The organism is Vibrio eleionomae (genome assembly GCF_009874545.1).
GTDB lineage: Bacteria > Pseudomonadota > Gammaproteobacteria > Enterobacterales > Vibrionaceae > Vibrio > Vibrio nitrifigilis.
In genome coordinates this window covers 1-22,227 of the sequence record NZ_WEKT01000070.1, presented here as the reverse complement: position 1 = coordinate 22,227, position 22,227 = coordinate 1, and the positions used below count along the sequence as shown (strand labels likewise).

The following is a 22,227-nucleotide window of genomic DNA, read 5'->3' as shown; positions in this document are numbered from 1 at the left end:
AATGAATTAAGCATGAATACTAATTTTTATTATTTTCGAATATCAAAATAAATAAACACTAATAAAGTAACTCATCAATACTAAACATATAGAAACATCAAAATATTTGAACAAAGAACATAACAAACTAATATCCCAAGTGGCCTTAGAATAAAGGATTCAGAACGGCATCAACGAACACGGCTCAGCCAAAATTTCAGCCTATTTTCTCTAACCTGATACATTCAAAGAGAAATATCTTGGATCCAAATCGCAAAATAGTTTCCGTTTGTTCCCGCTTTTGAAGTGAAAGTTTTATGCTTACAACCTTAATAGACTCATTAGTCTCGGCAAAAAAAATATGACCTAATACAAGCCGATTTGAGATAAAATGAGCCATATAACAACAAAAAGTTAATTAGATTGCATACAACATCGCGGAAATGGCTTAATAATGAAAAAACCAATTCATACTAATATCAGAACATTTACATTGGGTATTATTAAAAAAGTGGTCGCTCTAATCACTGGCTTACTATTATTTATTTCATTTATCATTAACGCGGACGAAATCCAAGCAAAAGAATCCAGTCAGCATCATCATTTGAATCAAGACAATCTACTTAATCAACCTTATTTAGTATGGAAAGAAATGGCACAATTTAATACTCATCCAACCGCACCATGGTTGATCAATGTGACAACATTAATGAGTCATTTAAAACCAGATGCCACCGTAAAAGACTTAACAGATCGTTTTTATTTCACCGCTAAACAGCAACACCTTTCGATTATCGACCCTAAAACAGGGCTCCCTGTATCCGGACAAACCTCTTTAAATACAGCCCTTATCGATAACCAGTGGCTTAGATTAAATGGCATTCCTAAACATGTTTTTTATCTTGCCGTCGACCAGCAATATGCCTACAACGATCCTCAATCAACAAATTTGAATCAACCTTAACGTCCTCTACGTCAAATAAGGCTCAATATCAACCTCATCAATCTGGTTAGGCTCTAGGTAAAGTTCCGCATAGTCTCGGTAGATCCCCGAAGTCAACAGCAATTTAAAGAGCTCCTTATCTAAATGCTGGTCCTCCGCCATTTTTGCCAAAATCGCAATAGATTGGCTCAGTGTTTTGGCTTTTTTATATGGTCTGTCTGCAGCAGTGAGTGCTTCAAAGACATCAGCAATAGCCAAGATTCTTGCCTCAATTGAGAGTTCATTTCCACTCAGCTTTTTAGGATACCCAGTACCGATGAGTGTTTCATGATGCCCGCCAGCAATTTCAGGAACACGTTTTAATTCGGGAGGTAAAGGCAGAGATTCAAGCATATGAATTGTTGCAATAATATGTTCATTAATTCGGTAACGATCAGAGGCCGTTAAAGTCCCACGTTGAATAGAGAGATTATGTAATTCTCCCAAGTTAGCCTGCACTTCAGGTACTGTCATTTTCATATCAGCACTCAGCAAGTTATGTGGGTCTGTTATCCAAGGTTGTATATGTTCTGCTTTATCAGCGAGCAATGGCTCGGTCACGGGCAGTTCCAGTTCGGGTATATGGGCTAAACGTTTGTTTTCTTCCGGTGATAAACCATCTCGATCGCTGAAATGTCTAACCCAAGTTTGCTTACCTATCTGGTGTATACGAGCAATCTTTTCGTCATCCATAAATTCACTACCAACGTTACACTGGGCAATAAAGGCAAATTGCTCATCTAACTGTTGGTATCGACTGAGTAACTCACGATTTAACTCCCTCTCATCACCACCAGCAAGCCGCTCTTTTAAACTATTAATCTCCGCATCGCGACGCAGTACTTCAAACCGCATGCGAATCTCATGAATTCGGTTATAGATCGTTTCTAACTTACTGCCTTTATCAATGATATGTTCAGGGGTTGTGACTTTGCCACAATCATGCAGCCATGAAGCCACTTGAAACTCTCTACGTTGCTCTTCATCAACGAAGTGAAAATCTTTGAATTCGGCCGCGTGACTAAGATGCGCAGATTCCGCTAACATATTGGCAATCACTGGTACTCGAGCACAGTGTCCTCCGGTATAAGGCGATTTCTGGTCGATTGCTTGAGCAATGAGCTGAATAAACGAATCCATGAGCTGTTGTTGCCGATATTGATGCTCTTTAAGATCGCCCGCCATGGAATGAATCGACTTAGATAGCTGATCAAGTTCTTGAATTCGACTTGGCACCAAATTCACTGCTGAAAATTGGCGATGACGAATCTTGTCATTTTCGAGTGAGAGCGATTTGATCGGGTCAACAATCGTATTAGCAAAATGATAGATAAGCGGTGATAACAAAATTAAAAATCCAAAGGTGATCAAAATAGAGATGTATACTCGATCCATATTTGGACTTTGAATAACAGCGGTTGGAACAATAATTCCCAAATACTGGGCCTCTTGCGCCTTACTAGGTAACGGTTCAACGTAAAGAATGTAGTCTTTTCCATCTAACTGGGTTCGCACTAGCGATTGTTCACCGTTTTTACTCAGTGTGTTTTCTTCTATTTGCTGTAACATCTCTGCTGGCACCATGCCAGCAATCATCAATCGCTGCATAGAAGACATCATCTTATCGCTAAGCCATTTTTGCTCTAGCGCAGCACTCTCTTGGGCCGTAATAGATTGGATAGCCTGATTAAAAATGTCGCGCAATTTAGGGTATCGCTTCGTGATCAAAATACTCAATTGCTGGGAGCCTTGATTGCGCAATCCATTATTGCCCGTATGAACCTCAAGCCCTTGCATGTTATTAAGCCGAATAAAATATTCTGCGACTTCTTTTGTTTCTAGTGCAGCATCCGCTTTACCATCAACGACGGCTTGTAGTGCATCAATGGGAGATTTCACTTTTAGCACTTCAATATCTGGAAATTGTTGCTGTACTTTTTCCGTTAACGCCCAACCGGTTGGAATCGCGATCACTTCCCCACCCATTCCACCTAATGTTGCTCCCACGTCATGACCCTTTCTAGTAATTAAAACCGTGGAGAGATTGCGATAAGGAATGGTAAAGTCACCGAGAAGTTGCCGTGCTGGAGTTTCAAAAATAGACTGCACAATATCAAGCTTATTAGATTGAAATAGCCCTAACAATTGATTCCAACTATACCCGTTGACATATTCAAACTTTAATCCGGTTTTTTCCGCAATTAAATTCATTACATCAATAGAATAGCCTTTTGGCATCCCGCTATAAGCAAAATCAAATGGCGCCCAATCCAGTTCGTTAGACACCGTTAATACGCCTAGGTTAGCAATATATTGCTTTTGTTCCTCCGTTAGCGGAATAGGTTTAGTGGGAGTAACAGATGACGTCGAATTGGTTGGCATTGACTGCGCTGAAATCTTACCAGCCTGATTAAATATAAAGGTGCTACTTTGCGCAAAAGGCAAGTTTTGTTGCAAATACGCTGACATATCAGCGAGTGAGATATCCACTGCGACAACATTGCCAGTATGATCGATTTGCTTAGCATAAGTGATGCCGGAAGAACGAATAGAATGAAAGAAATAAGGCGCGGTTTTAATTGTCTCATTTGGACTATTCATGGCATCTTTATACCACGGCCGCACATTAGCGAAATATTGGCTAGGTAATTGGGATTGATGCGTTAAGTTAAATTGATCATCATAATAATATTGATATTGAATGCGTCCTTTATCTGTATTTTGGATCTTAACGATCGTCCAGCGGTCATTCACATCAGCGTCTAAATTAGAACTTAACTGACGAACAGTATTTAAATTGATCAGTTCGTAAAAATCACCATTTTTGTACCCAATATAAATACCATGAAGATAACTTCGTTGACGCATAGCTTGTGCCATAACTGAAATAATGGGGCGAATATTATGGTCTTCTTCTCGTGAATCGACATCTGGAAACTCTGAAAGCAATAAAGCGATCGCGCTGCTTTCACTATCGATATTGGCAATTTTCTCACTGACATTCTGCGCCGTGTGATTGAATAGTCCACGAGCTGCATCTTTTGCTAGCGATTGAGAAAAGTAAAACTGTAGACAAAGCGCGACTGCTACCACTAACGTGGTGAGCATAATAAACAGAGATAATACGGTAAGTCTGATCCCAAACTTCGCTTGGCGTAACTTGTGCAGCATAATCACCCCATCCCTGCAGCTAGCTGAATATTATTAATAAAGTCATATGGTTACTCACTACTCGCGAAGAGGCTGGAATATATAAATCACACCAGCTAATCCGAGAATGACTGTGTTACCTTAAAGACTAGCTTACTCAATCAATTATTCACTCTATTTAATAGCAACAAATAGAAAAAGAATGTCACCGCGATCGATATTTAACACCCTCGTTTTTTAATTGAGACAAAGTCATTGATATGATTGATATTGTTAAAGAAAAAACACATTGAATGGGTTGAATTTATTAAGATATTACTTGTTTATGTGACTTCGATGGGCTTTATTGGGCATCAATCTCATGGAACGTGAGCTAAGACATCATCCGCACACGAATGGTTTTGTTAATATAAGCGAAACCTTATAACACATCGGTAGAATAGGTAGTAACGATGCTTAGCAATACATTATTTCATGTAATTAGAGTGATATATCAAGAGCATACTGCGCAGTGGAGTAATGTCATGCCCACACTGACCAAACCCCAATACGCGGTATTAGAAAGTTTGGACGCAAATGGCCCTCTCGATCAGGTTTCTTTAGGCGAAGCGAGCGCTATTAAGCGCGGAACACTAACCGATATGCTGGCAAGAATGGAACGTAAAGGATTAATACAGCGCTCCCCTAGCCTTCATGATGCGCGGCAAAAACAAGTCGAAATTACCGACGATGGACTACGAATGTTAGCCATGGCCCGACTCGCCGCCGATAAAGTCAATCAAGATTTAACAAGGTATTTGACCAGTACTGAAAACCAAGAATTACTCTCACTTCTCCAAAAAATATCTTCTAAGATTCCGAGCATTAACCCCTAACCCATTCTATACCCAAATAACTTCTAACGATTTAAACCTGAGAATGTTTCTCTACCCGCACTAAAAAAGCCTCTCTAAATAGAGAGGCTTGGGTTCCACTGCTTTTCTTTTATGTAAGTGTTTTATTACCCATTTATATTCCCAACCAAATCATTGGGAATATACCCAAAGCTTATTTGGGTATATTTGGGGTTATTTTACTGTTGCCAGCTCAGCATCCACTTCAATACTGAATTCATCTACTTCATCGGGAATCTCAGGGTATTCAACGGCAGATGCCACGCCCCAGAAATAGACAGCGATGGCCAAAACCACAATTAATACCATGGCCAATGTGCCACCTAAAGCGCCATTGCCGCCATAAGTTCCTAATGCTGAAATAATATAGATACCAATGTAATACACCAATAACCACAAGCCATTTTTAATTTCTTTACTCGCCCCTTGCTCTTTGTTACCGAACAACGCATAAGCAAGCCAAGCAACAATTAAAATCGGTAAAAGTAATTCATTAACAGCCCAACCACTCCAATACACTAACAGCGTACTGGCGATAAAAGCTAATGGGCTTAATATGGCAAACGCCGGTAGTTTAAATGGTCGTTTCAAATCGGGACGACGAGCACGAAATACCGCGGCACTAACGGGGCCTGGCATATAAGTAAATACAGTAGCCGATGTTACGGCTGCAATTAATCCACCCCAAACTTGAAATTGAGACGGTAACGTCCATGCAATCGCCAAAATAAGAGATAACCATAACGCGCCACGAGGTACGCCAGACTTCTCGTCTACTTGTCCAAATATTTTAAATAGATGGCCGTTTTTCGCCCAAGCAAACAATACTCGACTAGCCCCCGCTAGATAAATATTTCCTGTCCCAGCTGGAGATATGACCGCATCGATCAAAATCAGATTAATAAGCCAAGTTAAACCTAATGATCGCGCAAGATCTGCATATGGCGATTGGAAAACATCGACCAGGCCGTGCCAACCATGAGCACTTAAAATATCGGCAGGCACTGCCCCCATGAAAGCAAACTGCAGCAACATGTAAATAACGAAACTGGCCACCATCGCTAGAATGATAGCTAAAGGTACGTTGCGCTGTGGGTTCTTTGCTTCACTGGCAAAATCGACCGCTTGGCGGAAACCTAAATAGGCGAAAACGATACCAGCACCAGTCAATGAGGAGAACACTCCATGGACGCCGCCAGGATGCGTTGAAGGAACGGTTAAATTATCGCTATTGTAATACAAGAAGAAAGTGATGATAGCGACGACTGGAACAATGAACTTGATAGTAGTGATGACCGTATTAATGCGACCGAAGAAGTTCACACTCCAATAATTTAATAAGAAGAACAATACCAACAGAACAATCTGCATGGTAAAGCCCAATTCGTTAGGGCTGCCATCTTTGTGGCCTAATGATGGCCACCAATACATTGCATATTGACGTACAGCTTCGACTTCGACGCCAGCTGTACTGGTATAAGCTAACAGTGCACTAATACCAATAACAAAACCAACCACATTGCCATGGGTAAAATTCGGATAACGAACAAAACCACCAGCACGTGGAATACTGGCGGAAAGCTCAGCAAATACAAGGCCAATCATTAATACAATGACCGCCCCTAGCGCCCACGCATACCCACTTAATGATCCTGCATAGCCAGCACTATTTAACGCGGCATAAAGCCAGCCCGAACCAATCATGGACCCAATGCCCAACAAAGTGAGGTCTAGAAGCCCCAACTTCTGTTTCAATACGCCACCGGACATAGTCTCTCCCTTATTGAATTTCCTGTTATTACCTAAGCTTATGAGGGCTAAACATGAACCTCACCCAATCTAAAAGTACTCAATGCAGATAGAGCATATCGGCTTAGGTGTTATCTTTTTGTTGTTAACTAAGTAACCTAGAGTCGTTTATGATTTAGGGCTCTACGTTATTTAGATATGAACCATACACATTGCAGGAAATATTCCATTATTTTCTCAGCAAGGTAAAAAAACCAGATATTGAATGTTTTTTGATATAATAATTCATCACAATAATACATCCAATAAAATCGGATAATTATTATTAAGAAATAAAAAACCATCTGATAAATAATTTTATCAATATACAAATAAGAATAAACGCAATCATTTACAAGACCAATTTAAAATGATTCAGCATTGCTTTTTATTAGTGCATAATTGTCTTATCGCACAACATTCGTGCAATTCCATTTAATTAATAAGGGGTTTTTCATTTATTTAACCCATGCATAATTAATCACATAACTATCATGCATATGATTATTTATATTTCATTCTATTTGACATTTAAAATATGAATAATATTCTACTTATTATCTAATTATCTAATTATCTAATTAGCTGATTAGCTGATTAGCTGATTAGCTGATTAGCTGATTAGCTGATTATTTCACCATCATCTTCATAGCCGGTAAATACTACTGTGTCACCTTATCTCTTACACTGTAAAGAAAATGAAATATTGACTATTTTTTAGTAAAGTTCCGTATGTCTTATTTTCAGTGTGGAAGATCTCTCCGTTTCCTAGCAACCTACACTTTCGGTCTTCTATCCCACCACCATATAGAAGAGAGAAGTAGTGTCTAAATCCACCTTTGTCAGTTTATTTATTGCAACATGCGCCGCTATGTTGGGCATTGGCATTATTCTGCCTATATTGCCACTCTATGCAAAAAGCTTACACGCAAGTGCGCTTTCTATCGGTTTACTATTTTCAGCCTTTGCACTTTCCCGTATGTTCTTCGCTCCTTATCTGGGGGCATTATCAGACCGATTAGGTAAACGTCGATTATTGCTGTGGGGCTTAGCTCTGTACGCGTTTTTCGCCTTTCTCTATCCATTTGTGACTAACGCTACCTACTTGTTTGCCCTCCGGTTTTTCGATGGTATCGCCTCAGCGATGGTGACACCTATTGCTCAAGCATACGTAGGAGATATTGTTCCCAAGGGCAAAGAAGGCAAATACATGAACCTGTTTAGCATGTCGATGTTCAGTGGCAGCGCTTTAGGCCCTATTGTGGGTGGTACACTGGCTGATCATTTTGGCCTACATATGCCGTTTTACGCCTTAACCTCAGTGTCACTATTTGCATTCGCGCTAGTCTGGTTTTTTATCCCTCATCAACAACAAAGTAAACCTACACGTAAAACCCACAAACGCCATCAATTACTGAACGTACTTAAAGATAGGCCCATGCGTGGGGTCTTAGCCTATATACTATTTCGAGCGTTTTACCGTTTTGGCTTCAATACATTTATTCCGCTTTTAACCGTCAGTTATATGAGTAAATCCAATATTGGTGTGTTATTGTCTCTTTATATGGTATTTGGTTCAGTGCTACAGTACCCAATGGGTTTGCTTTGCGACCGGTTTTCAAACTGGAAAGCCCCTTTTATATTATGGGGAAGCTTGCTTAGTGCAGTCTGCATGACAGCACTGTTCTGGTTTCATCAAAATGTGGCTGTTCTTTACCTGTTTGCTATTGGAATGGGTGTTTTCAGTGCCTTGTCGCGTGCGGCCATTATTGTCGTTAGAACTGAGCGAGGACGCACCCTTGGAATGGGAACCGTGACAGGAAGCTTTGCCAGCGCGCAAGCATTAGGGCAAATGTCTGGCCCCATCATCTTAGGATTATTTGTTGATTGGATGGGCCTGCCGTATGTGTTTCTCGTCGGTGGTTTAGTGGGGATTATTGGTGCCATACTCTCGTATTATTTTATACGTCAGTATGATTCTAACCCACAGGTTGATACTCACTTGAGTCGTGATATCAAATCCTAACCGCAGCATACCAAACCATAAAAATGAAGTGATCATCAGGCGAAATGAACGCGTACACTCGCTTGTCATGGAAGAGACAAATTGCGCTGCCACGCTCTGTGCTCAATGTCCTACCCAGCGAAACAGTTGTGACCAAATTCGTGCTGAAAACACCTATGTGATTGAATGTTAGAACTAAAAGTAAGAAGGATCATACTATGTCGAACGAAACCATCTATCTGCCTAATTACACTGTTGGCCAAGATGCCTATAGTAAAATTGGCTACATCACTGCTCCATATGGAAATAAAGCGGTGGTTATTGGTGGTGAAACTGCAATAGAAAAAGCTAAACCAGCACTGCTTAACGGCATCGAAGGTAGCCACACCGTATTATTAGACTTTCTGTGGTACGGCGGTGCTGCAACAATGGATAATGTCCATCAACTGGCCGAGCATCCACATGTCAAAGACGCTGATATGCTATTTGGTGTTGGCGGCGGACGTGCTTGCGATACAGTGAAGGTACTTGGCGCCATTACAGGTAAGCCTGTCTTCACCTTCCCGACTCTTGCTTCTAACTGTGCAGCGTGCACGTCTCTGAGTGTGATGTATCACAACGATGGCTCTTTCGCTGAATACTTCTACCAAAGTCACCCACCACTGCACACCTTTATCAATACGCAAATTATCGCAGAATCTCCGGCAGAAATGTTTTGGGCTGGCATTGGTGATGCGTTAAGTAAAGAGTATGAGGTTGAATATTGCTGCCGCGATAAAAAACTCACCCATTTACCACAGCTAGGATTAGGCATTGCCAAAACCTGTACCGCTCCATTACTCGACAATGGTAAAAAGGCACTTGAAGATTGTCGTAATAATCAGGTTTCTGCTGAACTAGAAGAAGTCGTGCTCGCTATTGTGATGTTAACCGGGATTGTTTCCAACTGTGCAGTGCATATCAGCGATCAAATCGCTCCTGAAGATCAATACTACTACAACAGTTCACTCGCTCACTGTGTCTACTATGGTAGTTCGTTGATCCCAGCCAGTGAATCACAGCACTTACATGGTGAAATTGTTGCATTTGGCGTGCTTTGCTTATTGAAATACGACAATAACGAACAAGAATTCAATCGCATTTTGGAATTTAATAAAAGCTTGGGCTTGCCAGTCACGATAGCCGAGATTGGCCTTACTGAAGCAGATTTACCTATTGTGGCAGAGAAAGCGGCCTCAGTCATTGAGTGGGAAGTCGCACCTGGCACACCAACGCAAGAAAAATTCATTGCCGCGATATTGGCCGCTGATGCGATTGGTCGTCAAGCCGCATAATGTTTATGCCATCAGGCAGATATAAAAACGGTGGTCAATGATATTGACCACCGTTTTTTTCATTCTTCAGAGTCTCAGAGCTATCGACGACGCGGTTTCGCTTTCTCGCTTTCTGCATCGTAGATTTCTCGATTTAGAGCGATGGATAGCTTAGCGCACAATTTTGTAATCCACCCCATCCAGATAAGACCATTGACCTTTCCTATCACAACAAGCCCGCTTGGCTTTGAAGAAACGGTAATATATTGTGCATCGTTGGGTGTACCAAACCAACATGGGAAATCAGTCTTAGCTTGCCAACCATCCATTTCAGAATAGACGGCGGTCACCTTTTCATTATCTTGTTCGGAAAGATCATAAGGTAAATTCAATATAATCGTTTGTTCCATATGCGCTGTGCTCTTCGCCCTCCCTCAGTGGTGCTCGATACCCAATCAACTCAGTAATAGTACCCAATTAATTGCACAAATTCGATTCCCATCAAGGTTAATTACCAAAATTTAAATGTTTTTTAATCTTGGCGTCATTTTGATCCTGTTTGCGCTGAGACGTTTTGATAAATGTTAAAGAAAACACGGTTAGTGTTGAGGAGAAAGCAATCACTCGTTTCGTTATTCTTAATAACTAATAATCGAACTCATTGTTATACAACTTAAAGATATTAACTAATGGCTCTTCCCAGCCTAAACAAGCTTTGAGCTGTTTTATAACGGGCGACACTTGCTCTCTAGTAACGTTAATTTCTATTTTTAATAACGGGTAGTTTTCTATACTTCCTACCCCACCAAACACAGGTTGGGCCCCTTCTAACGCTCGATGCGAACCTTCGATAGAAGCGATGGCCCAACAGTGATCATAATGACCTATTTTATCCACGCCTGATTCATGCAGGGTCGATAATACCAATTCTTTTTGCTCTGGTTTACAGCAAATGTCTAACTTGTACATGTCCACGCCAACTATATTAACTTATTGAAATATTTAACTATAACTTCCCATACCATCGATGGCGATACTATATTTAGACAATTAACCAACGTAGCGTTCGAGAAGTCATTTATTGCCAAAGAAATTAAATTTACTGGCAAAATGTTTCGATATACAGTGCTTCAACTTTATCGCGTGCCCATTGTGTTCGACGCAGGAATTTTAAAGACGATTTTATAGAAGGATTATTGTAAAAGCAGTTGAGCTGAATTTTTGCATCCAACCCCTCCCAGCCATAATGCTCTTGCAAACGAACCAAAATTTTCTCGAGCGTTAATCCGTGTAAAGGATTATTGGGTTGTTCTTGGCTCATAGGAAATCTCTTATAGTGTTAATTCAAAGGCGCAGTGTAACAGAATCTAACCTTAGTTACGTCTAGTACTGCATTGAGAAACGCTCCCTTGCTAAACCACGTTGAGAAGTTCAGGGTAATCTTTAACGGCTTGTCAGGTGAATAAGCTGAGTCATAATCGAGTCTCGGGTAACAACATAATCAGCAGAACTTTCAACACCAGAGTAGTCGGAGACTCTCATGGAACGCAAACCAACTTGCTTAGCACCCTGAATATCCGCAACTTCACTGTCTCCTACCATGATTATCTTGGACGGAGAATTCTTAGCAAGATCAACAGCAATTTCAAATGCCTTTTTGCTCGGTTTACGATAGCCAATGTCTGAAGACCAAATTACCTGATGGAAATATTTATCTAGCCCTCTATTTCTTAGGTCATTTTGGAAAATATCTGTATCACCTGTCACATTCGACAGCAAGATCAGCTCAGTTCCCTGATTATGTAACTGTTCAAGTAACGGAATGGAATAGTGATATAACTGACCACTTTGAACAAATTGGCGTAAATGTTGACAGCCAATAGATACATCAAAATCAACTGCGTAGTGAGTAAAGGCGTTCTGCCATACCTCAATCCAATTGGGTTGTTCGACTTGTTCTGGAATATAGAGATCTTGTATCGAGAGCTCAATAAGCGCGCCTATCTCTTTGGCGTACTCTGACCCACTAATGTTCTCTAAGGATTCAGCGAGATCCCCCATTTCACACAGTGTATTCCCATAATCAAAAATAACGGTATCGAACATTCTTCCCCCATATTTATCGTTTTATTGCATGACAATAGTGTTGATTACCCTTCTGAGTGCATCATTAAATAATGGATAACCGCGGCTTGAACGGGTAATAGCCAACGCTTTTGATCATAACCAGAAAAACGAGAATAGGTATTAGGCTCGAATATCATCTCTTTCCCTACGGTTACGGGAGGAACGGGCAAAAATTCTGGATGCCCCAATGTCTCTAAAAGAGGTATAGATAATGAATAGGTACTGTCAGCAAATTCTTTTGGCCATGCGTCAGTAATGACCACATCAAACTCACCCGTAAGTTGATCAATATAGCGCACGTTGGATTCATCATCGTGCTGATTTGCTGGACAAAAGTGCGTCAAATTAAGATCTAACACTTGAGCTAAGACATGCCAGGATTTAAATACATTAGTGCTCGGGCCCCATAATAAAATACGTAGGTTTTCAATAGCACCGTATTTCGCGTTGAGATAATACGCATCGGTTAGCACTTCACAGGGGTGCGCGTCACTCGACATGGCATTAATCACTGGTTTACGAGTAGCATTGGCAAACTCCGTCATCCTTTGGTGATTACTGTCTCGAATGACATACAGAGAATAGAACGGGTCCAAATACCCAGCCAAATCATCGACCGCTTCACCCGTTTTCAAGAAATTAGGTAACTCAACATAATTCAACCCGAGCGTTTGAAACGCCTGAATAAAGGTAGTTCGAGTTCGAATGCCATTCCCCTCAAACGACCAAGCAACGTTACCTTGTAGCTGCTCAGTCATCTCTTCAGATACGTTTTTCCATATTTGCAAAATATCTGATTTGGTCAGGCTATTAATATCAAGTAACTTCATAACGTCCCTATTGAAAATAATATCCAATGAAAACATTAAGATAACATATGTATTTATTCAGATGTAGTTAATTAAACCGCATAGACATTGTCGCATTGCCGACACGCCACTTGGCCTTTTTATTTAACTTAATTCAAAACTCTCACACCCAACAATTGAGAAATGATGACTTGCGATATTGAAACCTTCACGTAAATAAAATTTATGGGCTGGGAATCGGTGCACAGCAGAATCCAAGTGGATCTGCTGACATCCAATCTTTGATGCATATGATTTAAACCATTCCATTAAAAATTTACCAACGCCATCGGAGCGACATCGATCATTAGTCACTAGATCTTCAATGTAGATATACTTTCCCCAAGCAAGCTTTTCTCCCAAAGAGTATCCCGCAACAGCCAGCACTTGGTGCTCATCTTTAACATAGACTATCTGATAGCCGCCTAATTTTTGTTTTTCTATCTGTGCAGATAATGAGTCAACATCATACTGAGACCTGAGCTGTAACAACACCTCTAATACACTCAAGTATTCTGCATTCCTTTCAAGAGATTTCACTTCCATATTCTTCCCTTACTCACTATACCCAAGTAACCTCAATATGCTGATTTAGTGATGGCAAGCATCCAAATGCTCATACTGTTAATCCACTAACTCAACCCCTAAGCACTCTAATAAACTCAGCGCTTCATAGCGTGAAAACTTCGCGCCTTGAACATCATTTTCTAACACATTGATAGCGTAATGACTTGAATCACTAAAATCCACAGAACGTAAGTTAGTTCGCGTAAACAAGCTATGAGTAAAATCGCAATAAATCATGGTTGAATTCTGAAAATTTCCTTCCCGAAAATCAACATCATGCAACTTACATTCATCGAATTGCAGCTCATTCAATGTTAAACCAAAGAATGAAGTATCATTCATGATGCAGCGTTCAAATTTGAGCTCAAAATCAGCGTGATAAACAGGCCAATTCGCCCGAGTCCAATCAATTCCCACCAGCTTACTATCAATAAAATGAACACCAAATAAGCGCGAGTGTAAGAGCTTCACCAAACTCAAATTACAGCGACTGAATTCGCAGTTAATAAATTTGCAGTTTTTAAACTGCGAGCCTGAAAAATCACTATCGAGAAAACGACAATCCTCAAACTCGATATCTTGATAGTCCGATTCCAATTGCTCTAGTTTTTCAAAAGAAACATCAAGATATGATTCACCGCTATTAATCTCTTGCATCACTATCTCCGGTCTTACTCAGCAACTCTTTTGCTATTTATTGAAGATGGAGTATACCGTCTATTGTGCAAAGAAGGTTTCGTGTTTCTTAAATCGCCCAGTATTATTGTCAGGTTCAAATGTAAATAGGCCATCAACATCATGCAGAGCGCCGATCATCTGACGGTTAAAGTCTGCATTGCCTTCATCATACAAGTAATCAGCGACATCAACCCATTTAGCGTCTGCTATTTCATCCGTATCCTGAATAGCAATAGTTTCCGTACCCGCGATAAGTCGACAAACCAGATACATATTCGTTTTTCCAAACTGAAATGGGTGGCGGGTCGTAAAGCCGACAATCGATTGAAATGAGGCTTCAACTCCGGTTTCTTCCAGCACTTCACGAATGATGGCAGTTTCTATTTTTTCACCCAGTTCAATATGACCACCGGGCAATTTATAACCTGTCATACCCTGTTCTTTCACAACCAATAGCTGACCCTGTTCATTTTTGACAATTGCCCCCGCGCCAAGGGTATGAGTCGGGATAAAAGGCACAAACTCTGTAGTTGGCGCTTTTAAAATTAATGTGATCTGGTCTTCCAAACAATTGTGAAAGACAAAACCTAACTCAGTCGCAATCGGGACAAATTGAGCACACTCGATGGTAAGAGTCAGCCACACAATATTTTTTTGTTCCTGCTGGGCAAATGCGATGACATCGTGTAACTCTAATCGAAATGTAGCAACATCTTCAGGCAGTTCATCGTGGCTGATAATAACGCCGTTAAATTTATCTAATACAAACTTCAATGTGTTCCCTTCGTTCTAATTAATCCGCACGTTCCTACCTGATGTTTAGTAATATCAGAAAGAACAATCTAAGGAGATTCGTGTTGCGCCATCTTATGGTTAAATTCCGACATATGAGCGATTTGGACTAACGTCCCATCATAATCAAAGATGACTAATTTCATTCCAGACCTTTTAAATAGCGTTTAAGCAGTGGGAGGATTGAATAAGTGATGGGGGTGCAATCCGTTGGCAAATCATCTATCTCAAACCAGCGTATTTCACGACATAAATGAGGTTCGGCATTCTTAAGCTCGCCGCTCCATGAATGGCAAAGATAAAAGTAATGCGTGGTTGGATACTTGGGATCAGGCATTTGTATGAGCAGTTGCAGATCGTCGACTCTAACGGAAACTTCCTCATCCATTTCTCGGTAAGCGGCTTGCAATGGCGTTTCACCTCGCTCAATACGCCCAGAGGGAAGCCCCCAGTAATTCGCTAGCACTTCTGTATTTTGACGAAAACCTAATAACAACTTTGATTCAGAAATAAAGATTACTTGCACAACATCTTGTGACATCAACACTTCCTTTTATTACTCGGATGTTATGGTGAATGGGCTTCCCGCCCCCTACTGCCTCAACCCAATATCTGAAGCAGTCCAAGTCATGACATCTTGCCATACCGCATCTAAATTCCACGATTTAAACATGGATGATTTGGCCTGCTCATCATCTTGTTTCTCTACTTTGGACAAATAGTGATACATGAATGCCGCAACTCGATAATTCATTATGCAATGAACAAAAACCTTTTGGCCTTTAAGTGCTGCCATCACATTACAAAACAATCGCACTTGCTCTTTAGTCGGTTCATCAAACCTTACTGGGATATGTATGTAAGTAATATCGAGCGATGCCAATACCTTATCTTCTTCAGCAATAGCTTGAGGATGATCCGGCATGCCTAAGTTAATCACATATCGATATCCGGCTGCGGCAATTTGCCCAAATTCGTGGCGTTTGGGCTGTCCTCCCGTTGCAACCGTACTGGTTAACTGCACAAAATTCTTAATGGATTCCATTCTCTTCCTTGTTATTTCAACCAAGAATGACCGCTCATTCATGGTTTGCATTGATAGCTTCCATCCTAAAGCGAATCAACATATGAATATGTGAGCATTTCGAGATAGTTACTTATTTGTAACACATTAAAAAATAAAGAAAAGAGAAAACGATAGGATAAAGGGAACGTTGAGACAAGAGCAGAAAAAAGAAAAGCATAGAGAAACAGTCTCTATGCTTTTGTTATTAAAGATAAGTTTGAGGTTACTTATAGTAAGCTTCAACTTCACCTTTAAGCTTGATAAGCATTGGATGGCCCCAACGGTCTTTCGCGGTTGGTGAAGCGATTTTCACCCAACCTTCGCTAATGCAGTACTCTTCAACGTCATTACGTTCTTTGCCGTTTAAACGAATACCAATTGGATGTTCAAAACAAGCGGCAATGTAATGTGGGCTGCGTGGATTACCGGCTAGGTGATCGGGTAGATCAGGTTTTGAAATGTTTTCGCTCATGATGTAGACCTAATGGTTAATTTGAGGCGCTATTCTAGTTAAGTCCACCCTTTACCACAACTACGATTGTGTGTTTCAGCTAGCAACTCTGCTGATTGTGGATATTTCCAGTGCACTGCACCGTAAACATCCCCATCAGCGCACAAGAAATGCACTGACGGTCAGTGATGTTATTGCATAATGCAGTGCTGTTTTATGAACTGAAGGGTTTTAATGACAGATTTAAAATGTAAACTCTGTATTCCAACCTCTTGCGCCGATTGAACATTTTCAACGGAATCATCAATGAATACGCAATCTGCTACCTTACGATTCACTAAACGCACAGACTTTGCAAAAAATTCAGGCTCGGGTTTAGCGACACCAATATCGGCAGAGTTAATGACAAAATCAAACTTTCCAATTAAATCGTATTTCGCCAGGTCGTTTGTTAGTTTGCTGGTCGCATTAGTCACAAGAACCAAGCGCGCTTCAGGCGCCATCGAACGAATACATTTAATAAAATCGTCGTCGATCGCCGCTTCAACCGCTTCGACTTGTTCAATTACCTCACTTCTCCAGTGCCTAATCACACCATCAAAGTCGATAAGAATCGTATCTTTCAACGAATCCTCCTTTCTATACTGCATACAATGCCATATGTTGCTAGCAACATTCATTTTCTTGGCGCTATGAATATCACAAATAGAAGCAAGAAGTCTTGCCTAGCATCATTTGTTAGGCACTTTTTACATAAATGGATAGAAGGATTCAGCGCGCTATTGTACTTCACCTTTTATGGTGGATCCCCAAAATGCACGACTCTCAGCATCCAGATTTAATATTAACTCTATTACTGGAGAAGGCTGCATTTTATGGGAGATTAATTCCTGCGGCTCCAACCACATAAATTTGAGATGCTCTTCTTGAGAGGCCACCGCCAAGGTAGATGAAATCTCTGGCACGTCTAAACGAAAAATCAGGTTTATTTCAAACTGGTTGTCACCCCAGTGATGTTCAACCGCACCCAAAAATTCTTTAATGGTGGAATCAAACCCCAATTCTTCTTTGATTTCACGCATCAGAGCGACTTTAGCGCTCTCGCCTATTTCAATATGCCCACCCGGCAAAAAGGCATTATCAACTCCATCCGCCTTTACAACTAAAATCTTACCTTCACTGACGATCACGCCTCTAGCAAGGTAATGAAAATTATCCATTGTGTTCCCCTAAGAGTTATTGTTGTCTTTTTGCTATTGGATGGTTGGGATTTAACTGCAATAAATCCCAAAGATTGCCATAAAGATCCTTAAATACGGCAACGGTTCCGTAATCTTGCTCTTTAGGGTCACGAACAAACTCGATACCAATGGACTTCATTCTTTCATAGTCACGCCAAAAATCGTCGGTATTTAAAAATAGGAATACCCGCCCACCAGCTTGATTACCAATAAAATCCACTTGTTCGGGTTTTGATGCTCTGGCTAACAATAATGTCACGCCACGAGAATTGGGTGGCGCAACGACCACCCAACGTTTGTCCTGCTCTGGTTGATAGGTATCTTCAATAAGCTCAAACTGAAGTTTGTTAACATAAAAATCGATAGCTTCATCGTAATCTTTTACGACTAATGCAATATGAACAATGTTTTGTTGCACTACTTTATCCTTAAATTACCAGTTCAACATACTGATAAACAACCAATATGTTCAGTCTTACACTAATTGAACGCCAAACAGATTAGCAATCCATATCACCAATAAAAAGCACAAAATTGTTATGGCTAAACAACTCACTAACGAGATTAAAAATGAGAATCGTCCATACAGATATGGAAAAATAAGAAACATGGGTAATGATGGGAGCACATACCAAAACGTGTAAAACGTGTGATGAGTTAACTTCTCATCAGGCTGCTTTTCGATATACATCCAAATCAATGCCAAAATAGTCACCGTGGGGAGAGCGCCAATAAACGCTCCCAATCGGTCACTTCTTTTCGCTACCTCAGAGATAAACACAACGATCCCTGCTGTGATTAAATATTTTGTTATGATCCAATACACAATGCTCGCCTCAGTTATCGTTAGAGATCCACTGGGAATAGCATAGTCCGTATCGCGACGATGTCTCCTATCTAGAAATGTCAGGTGGCATCAATATCGAAAGCCGGCTTATTAAGCTTTTTTAATTGCGTGTCTAATCATAAAGTTTTCCTTTTAAAACGCTCTAGTTTTTTCTTTGTTGACGTTGAATCCACTCATCACAGGCATCACTCATGGTTAACCCAACTGCACTATGCATCCATTGCATAAAATCACGATTAAACGAAAAATCTTCACCGAATTTCGCCTTAAAATAACGACGAACATTCTGCGTCGTCTTGTAACTATCCGTAATTATTGTTGCGTCATCGATCTGATTTTTATGCCAATCTACTTTATTCATATTCATTATTTCCTAAACACTTGAGGTTAGCATGGCAGGCTTTGGCGGTCCTTACGTGGATACTTATTGGTGACTTTCCATCAAAAAATTACGTAATTTTTGCCCACGAACATTCACGACTTGTTCTTCTACGATACAGAAACCCTGTTTTTCGTAAAATGGTCTCGCCGTAATGCTCACTTCAGAATGAAACTTGCTAATTCCTCGCAATTTACCTTGCTCAAACACATGTTCCATCATGATTTTGCCAATACCTCTGCCTTGGTATTGATGGTGACAAAAGAAATGATCAATTAACCCATCGTCTTGAAGATCGGTATATCCCACAATTTCCCCGTCTAATACCGCAACATAAGGTGCAATCGAATGCATTTTTCGCTGCCATATGGCCTGATCGAAATTGTCGGGAGCCCAAGCTTCTACTTGGGCTCGAGAGTAATCTCGGATGTTAATATTTCTAATCGTGTGATAAAAAATCTCCCACAAAGCAGGAATATCAGATTCGCTATATCTTCTAACTTTGATCATATGATAGTGTCTCTAATGCTCATATTACCCGTTGATTCAATCGAATCTAATATTCCGTTGCATGATATGTTGAGGACCAAATGGACCTCCAAGATACAAATTCCCAGTATCTTCAAAACCACATTTGCAATAACAACTATATGCGAACGTATTACGGCAATTAACCGTTAATTGAAGTACTTCAAAATCAGGGTAATGGGTAACAACATAAGAGGGTAATAAGTTAAGGGCTTTGGTTGCGATACCCTTTCCTTGAAAATGATGGTCGACAAACAAAGCCCTTATACCTAGAGCTTTCGCATCACCAAAACCATAGGTTTCTGTATATAAAAAATCCAGAACAAAAAAACCAACAACGTTACCATCACTAATAATTAAATAGGGATGCTCATGTGATTTTAATGATGAAATAAAATCACCAATATCACCGACAGTAAACGCCTGTTGCTCAGGTTTAACACAAAGCAAATCCACCTCAGACTTTCGTTCTAAATTATACTTTTCAATTGTTATCATTAGTCACTCATAATTTAATACATCAAAACTAGCATTTTCACTTGAACATAAATGCTACTGACCACTTTCTACCATTGCTTTAATAATACGAGCTTTGACAAAGTAATCGAGTTGGTGCGTTTGTATCCACCAAGTGGCCGCTTCCATGAGCAGTTCCGGATTTTCATTTTTATTCGAAAAGAAGGCATAGAAAGAAAGCCCGACGTTGTCGCCTTTTAATGCGATCTTTGAATTACAAACTTGTACGATTTTTTCTCTAAGAGACGCTCTCATCGAAACCACCTAACTCTAACCAATCTTTTTCATTTGGCATCGTTTCAAATTTCGGAATCCCATCGTTTATGAACCCTACGTCCCAGCTTGCATGAGAACCGACGTAAACATGAGCAGCAACTTTTGTATTAACCGGCTCGGATAACAAACCAGCAGGCACCCAATATGAATCTCCATTTGAGCTGATATTGGGGACAGGACTACCACATTGACAACAAAACTCAGATTTAAAGCCCGAGCTAGTTGAAAATGACCGAATCTGATGTTCGCCAGTGCACCACTTAAAATTGGATGACTTAACTATCAAAGCCGAGTTTGATGAAGAACCAGAGACTTTGCGACACAGCGAACAATGACATTGATAGATCGGAGGTAATTCGCCTAATAATTCAAACGATACCTCTCCGCATAAACAGCTTCCTTTCACTTGAATGATTCCTTAGTTACATACTTTGTGTGATTAACGCTTGGCTACACCCGCTCAAGTGCCTTGTATGGTTTCGGTGGCATTTGTAATGAAATGCTATCTCCCACATTTACGATCCCGCCTTCTTCGACGACAGCCATAATTCCAGCTTTACGTACCAAGTTACCGGCTTCATCTCGAGCTAAAACAGCTTTAGTCAAACCACGCTGATAGTTGTCTAGTTGAGCACACGGATTCCTTAAACCAGTCACTCTCAGTACAACTTTTGCGCCAATCATAATCAATGTATTCCTAGGTAGCGAAAGCAATTCGACACCTTCGGTCAGCACATTTTCGCCAATAGTCCCGGCCTCTACCGTGAAACCAGACTCTTGAAGTTCCGATATTAACTCTGAATGAACCAAATGCACTTGTCGTAAATTAGGTTGTGAAGGATCGGCTTTAACACGGGAACGATGTTTCACCGTATCACCACAATGTGCGTCTCCCTCTATCCCAAGTCCCTTTAAGAAAGTTAGCGAATCACATGTTTCTTTAGAAAACCTATGTTCAGAATCCTTACTTAATGACACTACCTTCATACTTCCTCCTTGGTGCTAACGCTCCAGTCAATTACGCACTACGCAAGCAGTGAAGCGAGTAAATCACTTTAAACCACCACTGCTGCGCTTGACTGCATCACAAGAGATATGCGGTTGCAAACATAATCCATATTTCAAAACTCATTGAACGCTCCTTTGTTCAAATAAAAATATAACACTTCAATCGGCCGCGGCTTTCGCCGCCGGCTGTATAAATTTACTGGCATTTTTTTGCAATGCTGCCAATTTCTCCATACCTATTTTTTCTTGTTTATTTAAAAACTCAAAGAAGCCCTTGCTATCGATGAAATAATTAACTTTATGGTTCTCTTTATTGAGTTGTTTTTTTTCAAACAGACTGTTTTTATGAGGATGATTGGCTAGATTTACGCTCACTTTTTATAAACAATAAGAGAATGTATTTCATATACTCGCCATATCAATACTGACCACCGTAGCCACAAAAATCAACGTATAGCAAAAGTGCCACACGTGCCAAATCACTCTTAACATTGTTTGTTATAAATCGGACTCTACGTTAAACGCCTTTTCTAACCACACTGAGCTGATGAAATGTCCTTTTCTTCGAGCTTTATAACGTCCATTTAACCTACCCAATTGGTCACAAAATTCATGACAAAATACGGACTGGTTCAAATATTTGTTATACAACTTGATTATTTAAAATTATTAACTCTCTAAATTAAATCATTTTTGTTAAATATATTCTTTATTGTTAAACAAATCCTATCCAATTTTTCTTGTAATATTTATGTAAAATTACGAGAATCTCTCTAGTCATACTCAATGATAT

Annotated in this window: 28 protein-coding genes; 4 read left to right on the top strand and 24 right to left on the bottom strand. The window is 40.2% G+C overall.

The genetic code is table 11. The features are described from left to right. Positions 1 to 433: 433 nt before the first annotated feature. The gene (locus F9817_RS21610) at positions 434 to 943 is read left to right on the top strand and encodes a hypothetical protein (RefSeq protein ID WP_161158276.1); all 510 of its coding nucleotides are present in this window, start codon (positions 434 to 436) and stop codon (positions 941 to 943) included. Between the two features lie 6 nt (positions 944 to 949). Here the strand turns inward: F9817_RS21610 and F9817_RS21605 are convergent, their stop codons facing one another. Further along, on the bottom strand, positions 950 to 4,132 hold the full coding sequence (locus tag F9817_RS21605; RefSeq protein WP_161158275.1) for an HD domain-containing phosphohydrolase: 3,183 nt from the start codon (positions 4,130 to 4,132) through the stop codon (positions 950 to 952). A gap of 503 nt (positions 4,133 to 4,635) precedes the next feature. Here F9817_RS21605 and F9817_RS21600 point away from each other — a divergent pair. Continuing rightward, a complete protein-coding gene (locus F9817_RS21600; RefSeq protein WP_161158274.1) occupies positions 4,636 to 4,986 on the top strand; it encodes a MarR family winged helix-turn-helix transcriptional regulator in 351 nt (116 codons plus the stop codon). A gap of 192 nt (positions 4,987 to 5,178) precedes the next feature. Here F9817_RS21600 and F9817_RS21595 read toward each other — a convergent pair whose 3' ends face one another. Next, positions 5,179 to 6,774, bottom strand: coding sequence for an APC family permease (locus tag F9817_RS21595; protein ID WP_161158273.1), 1,596 nt, complete (start codon positions 6,772 to 6,774; stop codon positions 5,179 to 5,181). A gap of 841 nt (positions 6,775 to 7,615) precedes the next feature. Between F9817_RS21595 and F9817_RS21590 the strand changes: the two genes are divergently transcribed. Both F9817_RS21590 and F9817_RS21585 read left to right on the top strand, forming a co-directional pair. Then, positions 7,616 to 8,818: an MFS transporter gene (locus F9817_RS21590; RefSeq protein ID WP_161158272.1), complete on the top strand. Its 1,203-nt coding sequence runs from the start codon at positions 7,616 to 7,618 to the stop codon at positions 8,816 to 8,818. Between the two features lie 197 nt (positions 8,819 to 9,015). Then, complete coding sequence (locus F9817_RS21585) at positions 9,016 to 10,131, top strand: iron-containing alcohol dehydrogenase family protein (RefSeq protein ID WP_161158271.1); 1,116 nt, start codon at positions 9,016 to 9,018, stop codon at positions 10,129 to 10,131. An 80-nt stretch (positions 10,132 to 10,211) separates the two neighbouring features. Here the strand turns inward: F9817_RS21585 and F9817_RS21580 are convergent, their stop codons facing one another. From F9817_RS21580 to F9817_RS21475, 22 genes are all read right to left on the bottom strand, one after another. Next, positions 10,212 to 10,520, bottom strand: coding sequence for a hypothetical protein (locus tag F9817_RS21580; RefSeq protein ID WP_161158270.1), 309 nt, complete (start codon positions 10,518 to 10,520; stop codon positions 10,212 to 10,214). Between the two features lie 235 nt (positions 10,521 to 10,755). Then, positions 10,756 to 11,079 carry a YqfO family protein gene (locus F9817_RS21575; RefSeq protein WP_161158269.1) on the bottom strand — a complete coding sequence of 108 codons (324 nt, stop codon included), beginning with the start codon at positions 11,077 to 11,079 and terminating at the stop codon, positions 10,756 to 10,758. A gap of 130 nt (positions 11,080 to 11,209) precedes the next feature. Continuing rightward, a complete protein-coding gene (locus F9817_RS21570; RefSeq protein ID WP_161158268.1) occupies positions 11,210 to 11,431 on the bottom strand; it encodes a VF530 family protein in 222 nt (73 codons plus the stop codon). Between the two features lie 122 nt (positions 11,432 to 11,553). Further along, positions 11,554 to 12,216: an HAD family hydrolase gene (locus F9817_RS21565; protein WP_161158267.1), complete on the bottom strand. Its 663-nt coding sequence runs from the start codon at positions 12,214 to 12,216 to the stop codon at positions 11,554 to 11,556. 44 nt (positions 12,217 to 12,260) lie between these two features. Beyond that, the gene (locus F9817_RS21560) at positions 12,261 to 13,067 is read right to left on the bottom strand and encodes an ornithine carbamoyltransferase (RefSeq protein ID WP_161158266.1); all 807 of its coding nucleotides are present in this window, start codon (positions 13,065 to 13,067) and stop codon (positions 12,261 to 12,263) included. A 123-nt stretch (positions 13,068 to 13,190) separates the two neighbouring features. Next, positions 13,191 to 13,631 carry a GNAT family N-acetyltransferase gene (locus F9817_RS21555; RefSeq protein ID WP_161158265.1) on the bottom strand — a complete coding sequence of 147 codons (441 nt, stop codon included), beginning with the start codon at positions 13,629 to 13,631 and terminating at the stop codon, positions 13,191 to 13,193. 78 nt (positions 13,632 to 13,709) lie between these two features. Further along, on the bottom strand, positions 13,710 to 14,309 hold the full coding sequence (locus tag F9817_RS21550; protein ID WP_161158264.1) for a pentapeptide repeat-containing protein: 600 nt from the start codon (positions 14,307 to 14,309) through the stop codon (positions 13,710 to 13,712). Between the two features lie 60 nt (positions 14,310 to 14,369). Beyond that, a complete protein-coding gene (locus F9817_RS21545; protein WP_161158263.1) occupies positions 14,370 to 15,104 on the bottom strand; it encodes an NUDIX domain-containing protein in 735 nt (244 codons plus the stop codon). A gap of 160 nt (positions 15,105 to 15,264) precedes the next feature. Then, positions 15,265 to 15,663 (bottom strand): NUDIX domain-containing protein, encoded by a 399-nt coding sequence (locus F9817_RS21540; protein ID WP_161158262.1) that lies wholly within the window; start codon positions 15,661 to 15,663, stop codon positions 15,265 to 15,267. Between the two features lie 51 nt (positions 15,664 to 15,714). Continuing rightward, positions 15,715 to 16,167, bottom strand: a complete 453-nt coding sequence (locus F9817_RS21535; protein ID WP_161158261.1) for a protein tyrosine phosphatase family protein — start codon at positions 16,165 to 16,167, stop codon at positions 15,715 to 15,717. Between the two features lie 244 nt (positions 16,168 to 16,411). Further along, positions 16,412 to 16,660: a DUF3297 family protein gene (locus tag F9817_RS21530; RefSeq protein ID WP_161158260.1), complete on the bottom strand. Its 249-nt coding sequence runs from the start codon at positions 16,658 to 16,660 to the stop codon at positions 16,412 to 16,414. Positions 16,661 to 16,830: 170 nt separating this feature from the next. Beyond that, the gene (locus F9817_RS21525; protein WP_237476319.1) at positions 16,831 to 17,265 is read right to left on the bottom strand and encodes an HAD-IA family hydrolase; all 435 of its coding nucleotides are present in this window, start codon (positions 17,263 to 17,265) and stop codon (positions 16,831 to 16,833) included. 153 nt (positions 17,266 to 17,418) lie between these two features. After that, positions 17,419 to 17,859, bottom strand: coding sequence for an NUDIX domain-containing protein (locus F9817_RS21520; RefSeq protein WP_161158258.1), 441 nt, complete (start codon positions 17,857 to 17,859; stop codon positions 17,419 to 17,421). Positions 17,860 to 17,875: 16 nt separating this feature from the next. After that, a complete protein-coding gene (locus F9817_RS21515; protein WP_161158257.1) occupies positions 17,876 to 18,298 on the bottom strand; it encodes a VOC family protein in 423 nt (140 codons plus the stop codon). 57 nt (positions 18,299 to 18,355) lie between these two features. Continuing rightward, a complete protein-coding gene (locus F9817_RS21510) occupies positions 18,356 to 18,706 on the bottom strand; it encodes a DUF3147 family protein (RefSeq protein WP_161158256.1) in 351 nt (116 codons plus the stop codon). Positions 18,707 to 18,869: 163 nt separating this feature from the next. After that, positions 18,870 to 19,088, bottom strand: a complete 219-nt coding sequence (locus F9817_RS21505) for a DUF6434 domain-containing protein (RefSeq protein ID WP_161158255.1) — start codon at positions 19,086 to 19,088, stop codon at positions 18,870 to 18,872. A 63-nt stretch (positions 19,089 to 19,151) separates the two neighbouring features. After that, positions 19,152 to 19,616: a GNAT family N-acetyltransferase gene (locus tag F9817_RS21500; protein ID WP_161158254.1), complete on the bottom strand. Its 465-nt coding sequence runs from the start codon at positions 19,614 to 19,616 to the stop codon at positions 19,152 to 19,154. A 36-nt stretch (positions 19,617 to 19,652) separates the two neighbouring features. Beyond that, positions 19,653 to 20,132 carry a GNAT family N-acetyltransferase gene (locus F9817_RS21495; protein WP_161158253.1) on the bottom strand — a complete coding sequence of 160 codons (480 nt, stop codon included), beginning with the start codon at positions 20,130 to 20,132 and terminating at the stop codon, positions 19,653 to 19,655. A 54-nt stretch (positions 20,133 to 20,186) separates the two neighbouring features. Continuing rightward, positions 20,187 to 20,405 carry a DUF6500 family protein gene (locus tag F9817_RS21490; protein ID WP_161158252.1) on the bottom strand — a complete coding sequence of 73 codons (219 nt, stop codon included), beginning with the start codon at positions 20,403 to 20,405 and terminating at the stop codon, positions 20,187 to 20,189. Next, positions 20,389 to 20,832: a GFA family protein gene (locus tag F9817_RS21485; protein WP_161158251.1), complete on the bottom strand. Its 444-nt coding sequence runs from the start codon at positions 20,830 to 20,832 to the stop codon at positions 20,389 to 20,391. Before F9817_RS21485 ends, F9817_RS21490 begins: the two co-directional genes overlap by 17 nt. Positions 20,833 to 20,876: 44 nt before the next feature. Further along, positions 20,877 to 21,413 carry an MOSC domain-containing protein gene (locus F9817_RS21480; RefSeq protein WP_161158250.1) on the bottom strand — a complete coding sequence of 179 codons (537 nt, stop codon included), beginning with the start codon at positions 21,411 to 21,413 and terminating at the stop codon, positions 20,877 to 20,879. A 180-nt stretch (positions 21,414 to 21,593) separates the two neighbouring features. After that, entirely contained in the window at positions 21,594 to 21,809 is a 216-nt protein-coding gene (locus F9817_RS21475; RefSeq protein ID WP_161158249.1) for a hypothetical protein, read from the bottom strand. Positions 21,810 to 22,227 lie beyond the last annotated feature (418 nt).

Excerpts from the sequence above, each read along its gene's own strand:
- F9817_RS21610 (WP_161158276.1), top strand. The coding sequence starts at position 434 with ATGAAAAAACCAATTCATACTAATATCAGAACATTTACATTGGGTATT.
- F9817_RS21605 (WP_161158275.1), bottom strand. The coding sequence starts at position 4,132 with ATGCTGCACAAGTTACGCCAAGCGAAGTTTGGGATCAGACTTACCGTA.
- F9817_RS21600 (WP_161158274.1), top strand. The coding sequence starts at position 4,636 with ATGCCCACACTGACCAAACCCCAATACGCGGTATTAGAAAGTTTGGAC.
- F9817_RS21595 (WP_161158273.1), bottom strand. The coding sequence starts at position 6,774 with ATGTCCGGTGGCGTATTGAAACAGAAGTTGGGGCTTCTAGACCTCACT.
- F9817_RS21585 (WP_161158271.1), top strand. The coding sequence starts at position 9,016 with ATGTCGAACGAAACCATCTATCTGCCTAATTACACTGTTGGCCAAGAT.
- F9817_RS21580 (WP_161158270.1), bottom strand. The coding sequence starts at position 10,520 with ATGGAACAAACGATTATATTGAATTTACCTTATGATCTTTCCGAACAA.
- F9817_RS21575 (WP_161158269.1), bottom strand. The coding sequence starts at position 11,079 with ATGTACAAGTTAGACATTTGCTGTAAACCAGAGCAAAAAGAATTGGTA.
- F9817_RS21570 (WP_161158268.1), bottom strand. The coding sequence starts at position 11,431 with ATGAGCCAAGAACAACCCAATAATCCTTTACACGGATTAACGCTCGAG.
- F9817_RS21565 (WP_161158267.1), bottom strand. The coding sequence starts at position 12,216 with ATGTTCGATACCGTTATTTTTGATTATGGGAATACACTGTGTGAAATG.
- F9817_RS21560 (WP_161158266.1), bottom strand. The coding sequence starts at position 13,067 with ATGAAGTTACTTGATATTAATAGCCTGACCAAATCAGATATTTTGCAA.
- F9817_RS21555 (WP_161158265.1), bottom strand. The coding sequence starts at position 13,631 with ATGGAAGTGAAATCTCTTGAAAGGAATGCAGAATACTTGAGTGTATTA.
- F9817_RS21550 (WP_161158264.1), bottom strand. The coding sequence starts at position 14,309 with ATGCAAGAGATTAATAGCGGTGAATCATATCTTGATGTTTCTTTTGAA.
- F9817_RS21540 (WP_161158262.1), bottom strand. The coding sequence starts at position 15,663 with ATGTCACAAGATGTTGTGCAAGTAATCTTTATTTCTGAATCAAAGTTG.
- F9817_RS21535 (WP_161158261.1), bottom strand. The coding sequence starts at position 16,167 with ATGGAATCCATTAAGAATTTTGTGCAGTTAACCAGTACGGTTGCAACG.
- F9817_RS21530 (WP_161158260.1), bottom strand. The coding sequence starts at position 16,660 with ATGAGCGAAAACATTTCAAAACCTGATCTACCCGATCACCTAGCCGGT.
- F9817_RS21520 (WP_161158258.1), bottom strand. The coding sequence starts at position 17,859 with ATGGATAATTTTCATTACCTTGCTAGAGGCGTGATCGTCAGTGAAGGT.
- F9817_RS21505 (WP_161158255.1), bottom strand. The coding sequence starts at position 19,088 with ATGAATAAAGTAGATTGGCATAAAAATCAGATCGATGACGCAACAATA.
- F9817_RS21500 (WP_161158254.1), bottom strand. The coding sequence starts at position 19,616 with ATGATCAAAGTTAGAAGATATAGCGAATCTGATATTCCTGCTTTGTGG.
- F9817_RS21495 (WP_161158253.1), bottom strand. The coding sequence starts at position 20,132 with ATGATAACAATTGAAAAGTATAATTTAGAACGAAAGTCTGAGGTGGAT.
- F9817_RS21490 (WP_161158252.1), bottom strand. The coding sequence starts at position 20,405 with ATGAGAGCGTCTCTTAGAGAAAAAATCGTACAAGTTTGTAATTCAAAG.
- F9817_RS21480 (WP_161158250.1), bottom strand. The coding sequence starts at position 21,413 with ATGAAGGTAGTGTCATTAAGTAAGGATTCTGAACATAGGTTTTCTAAA.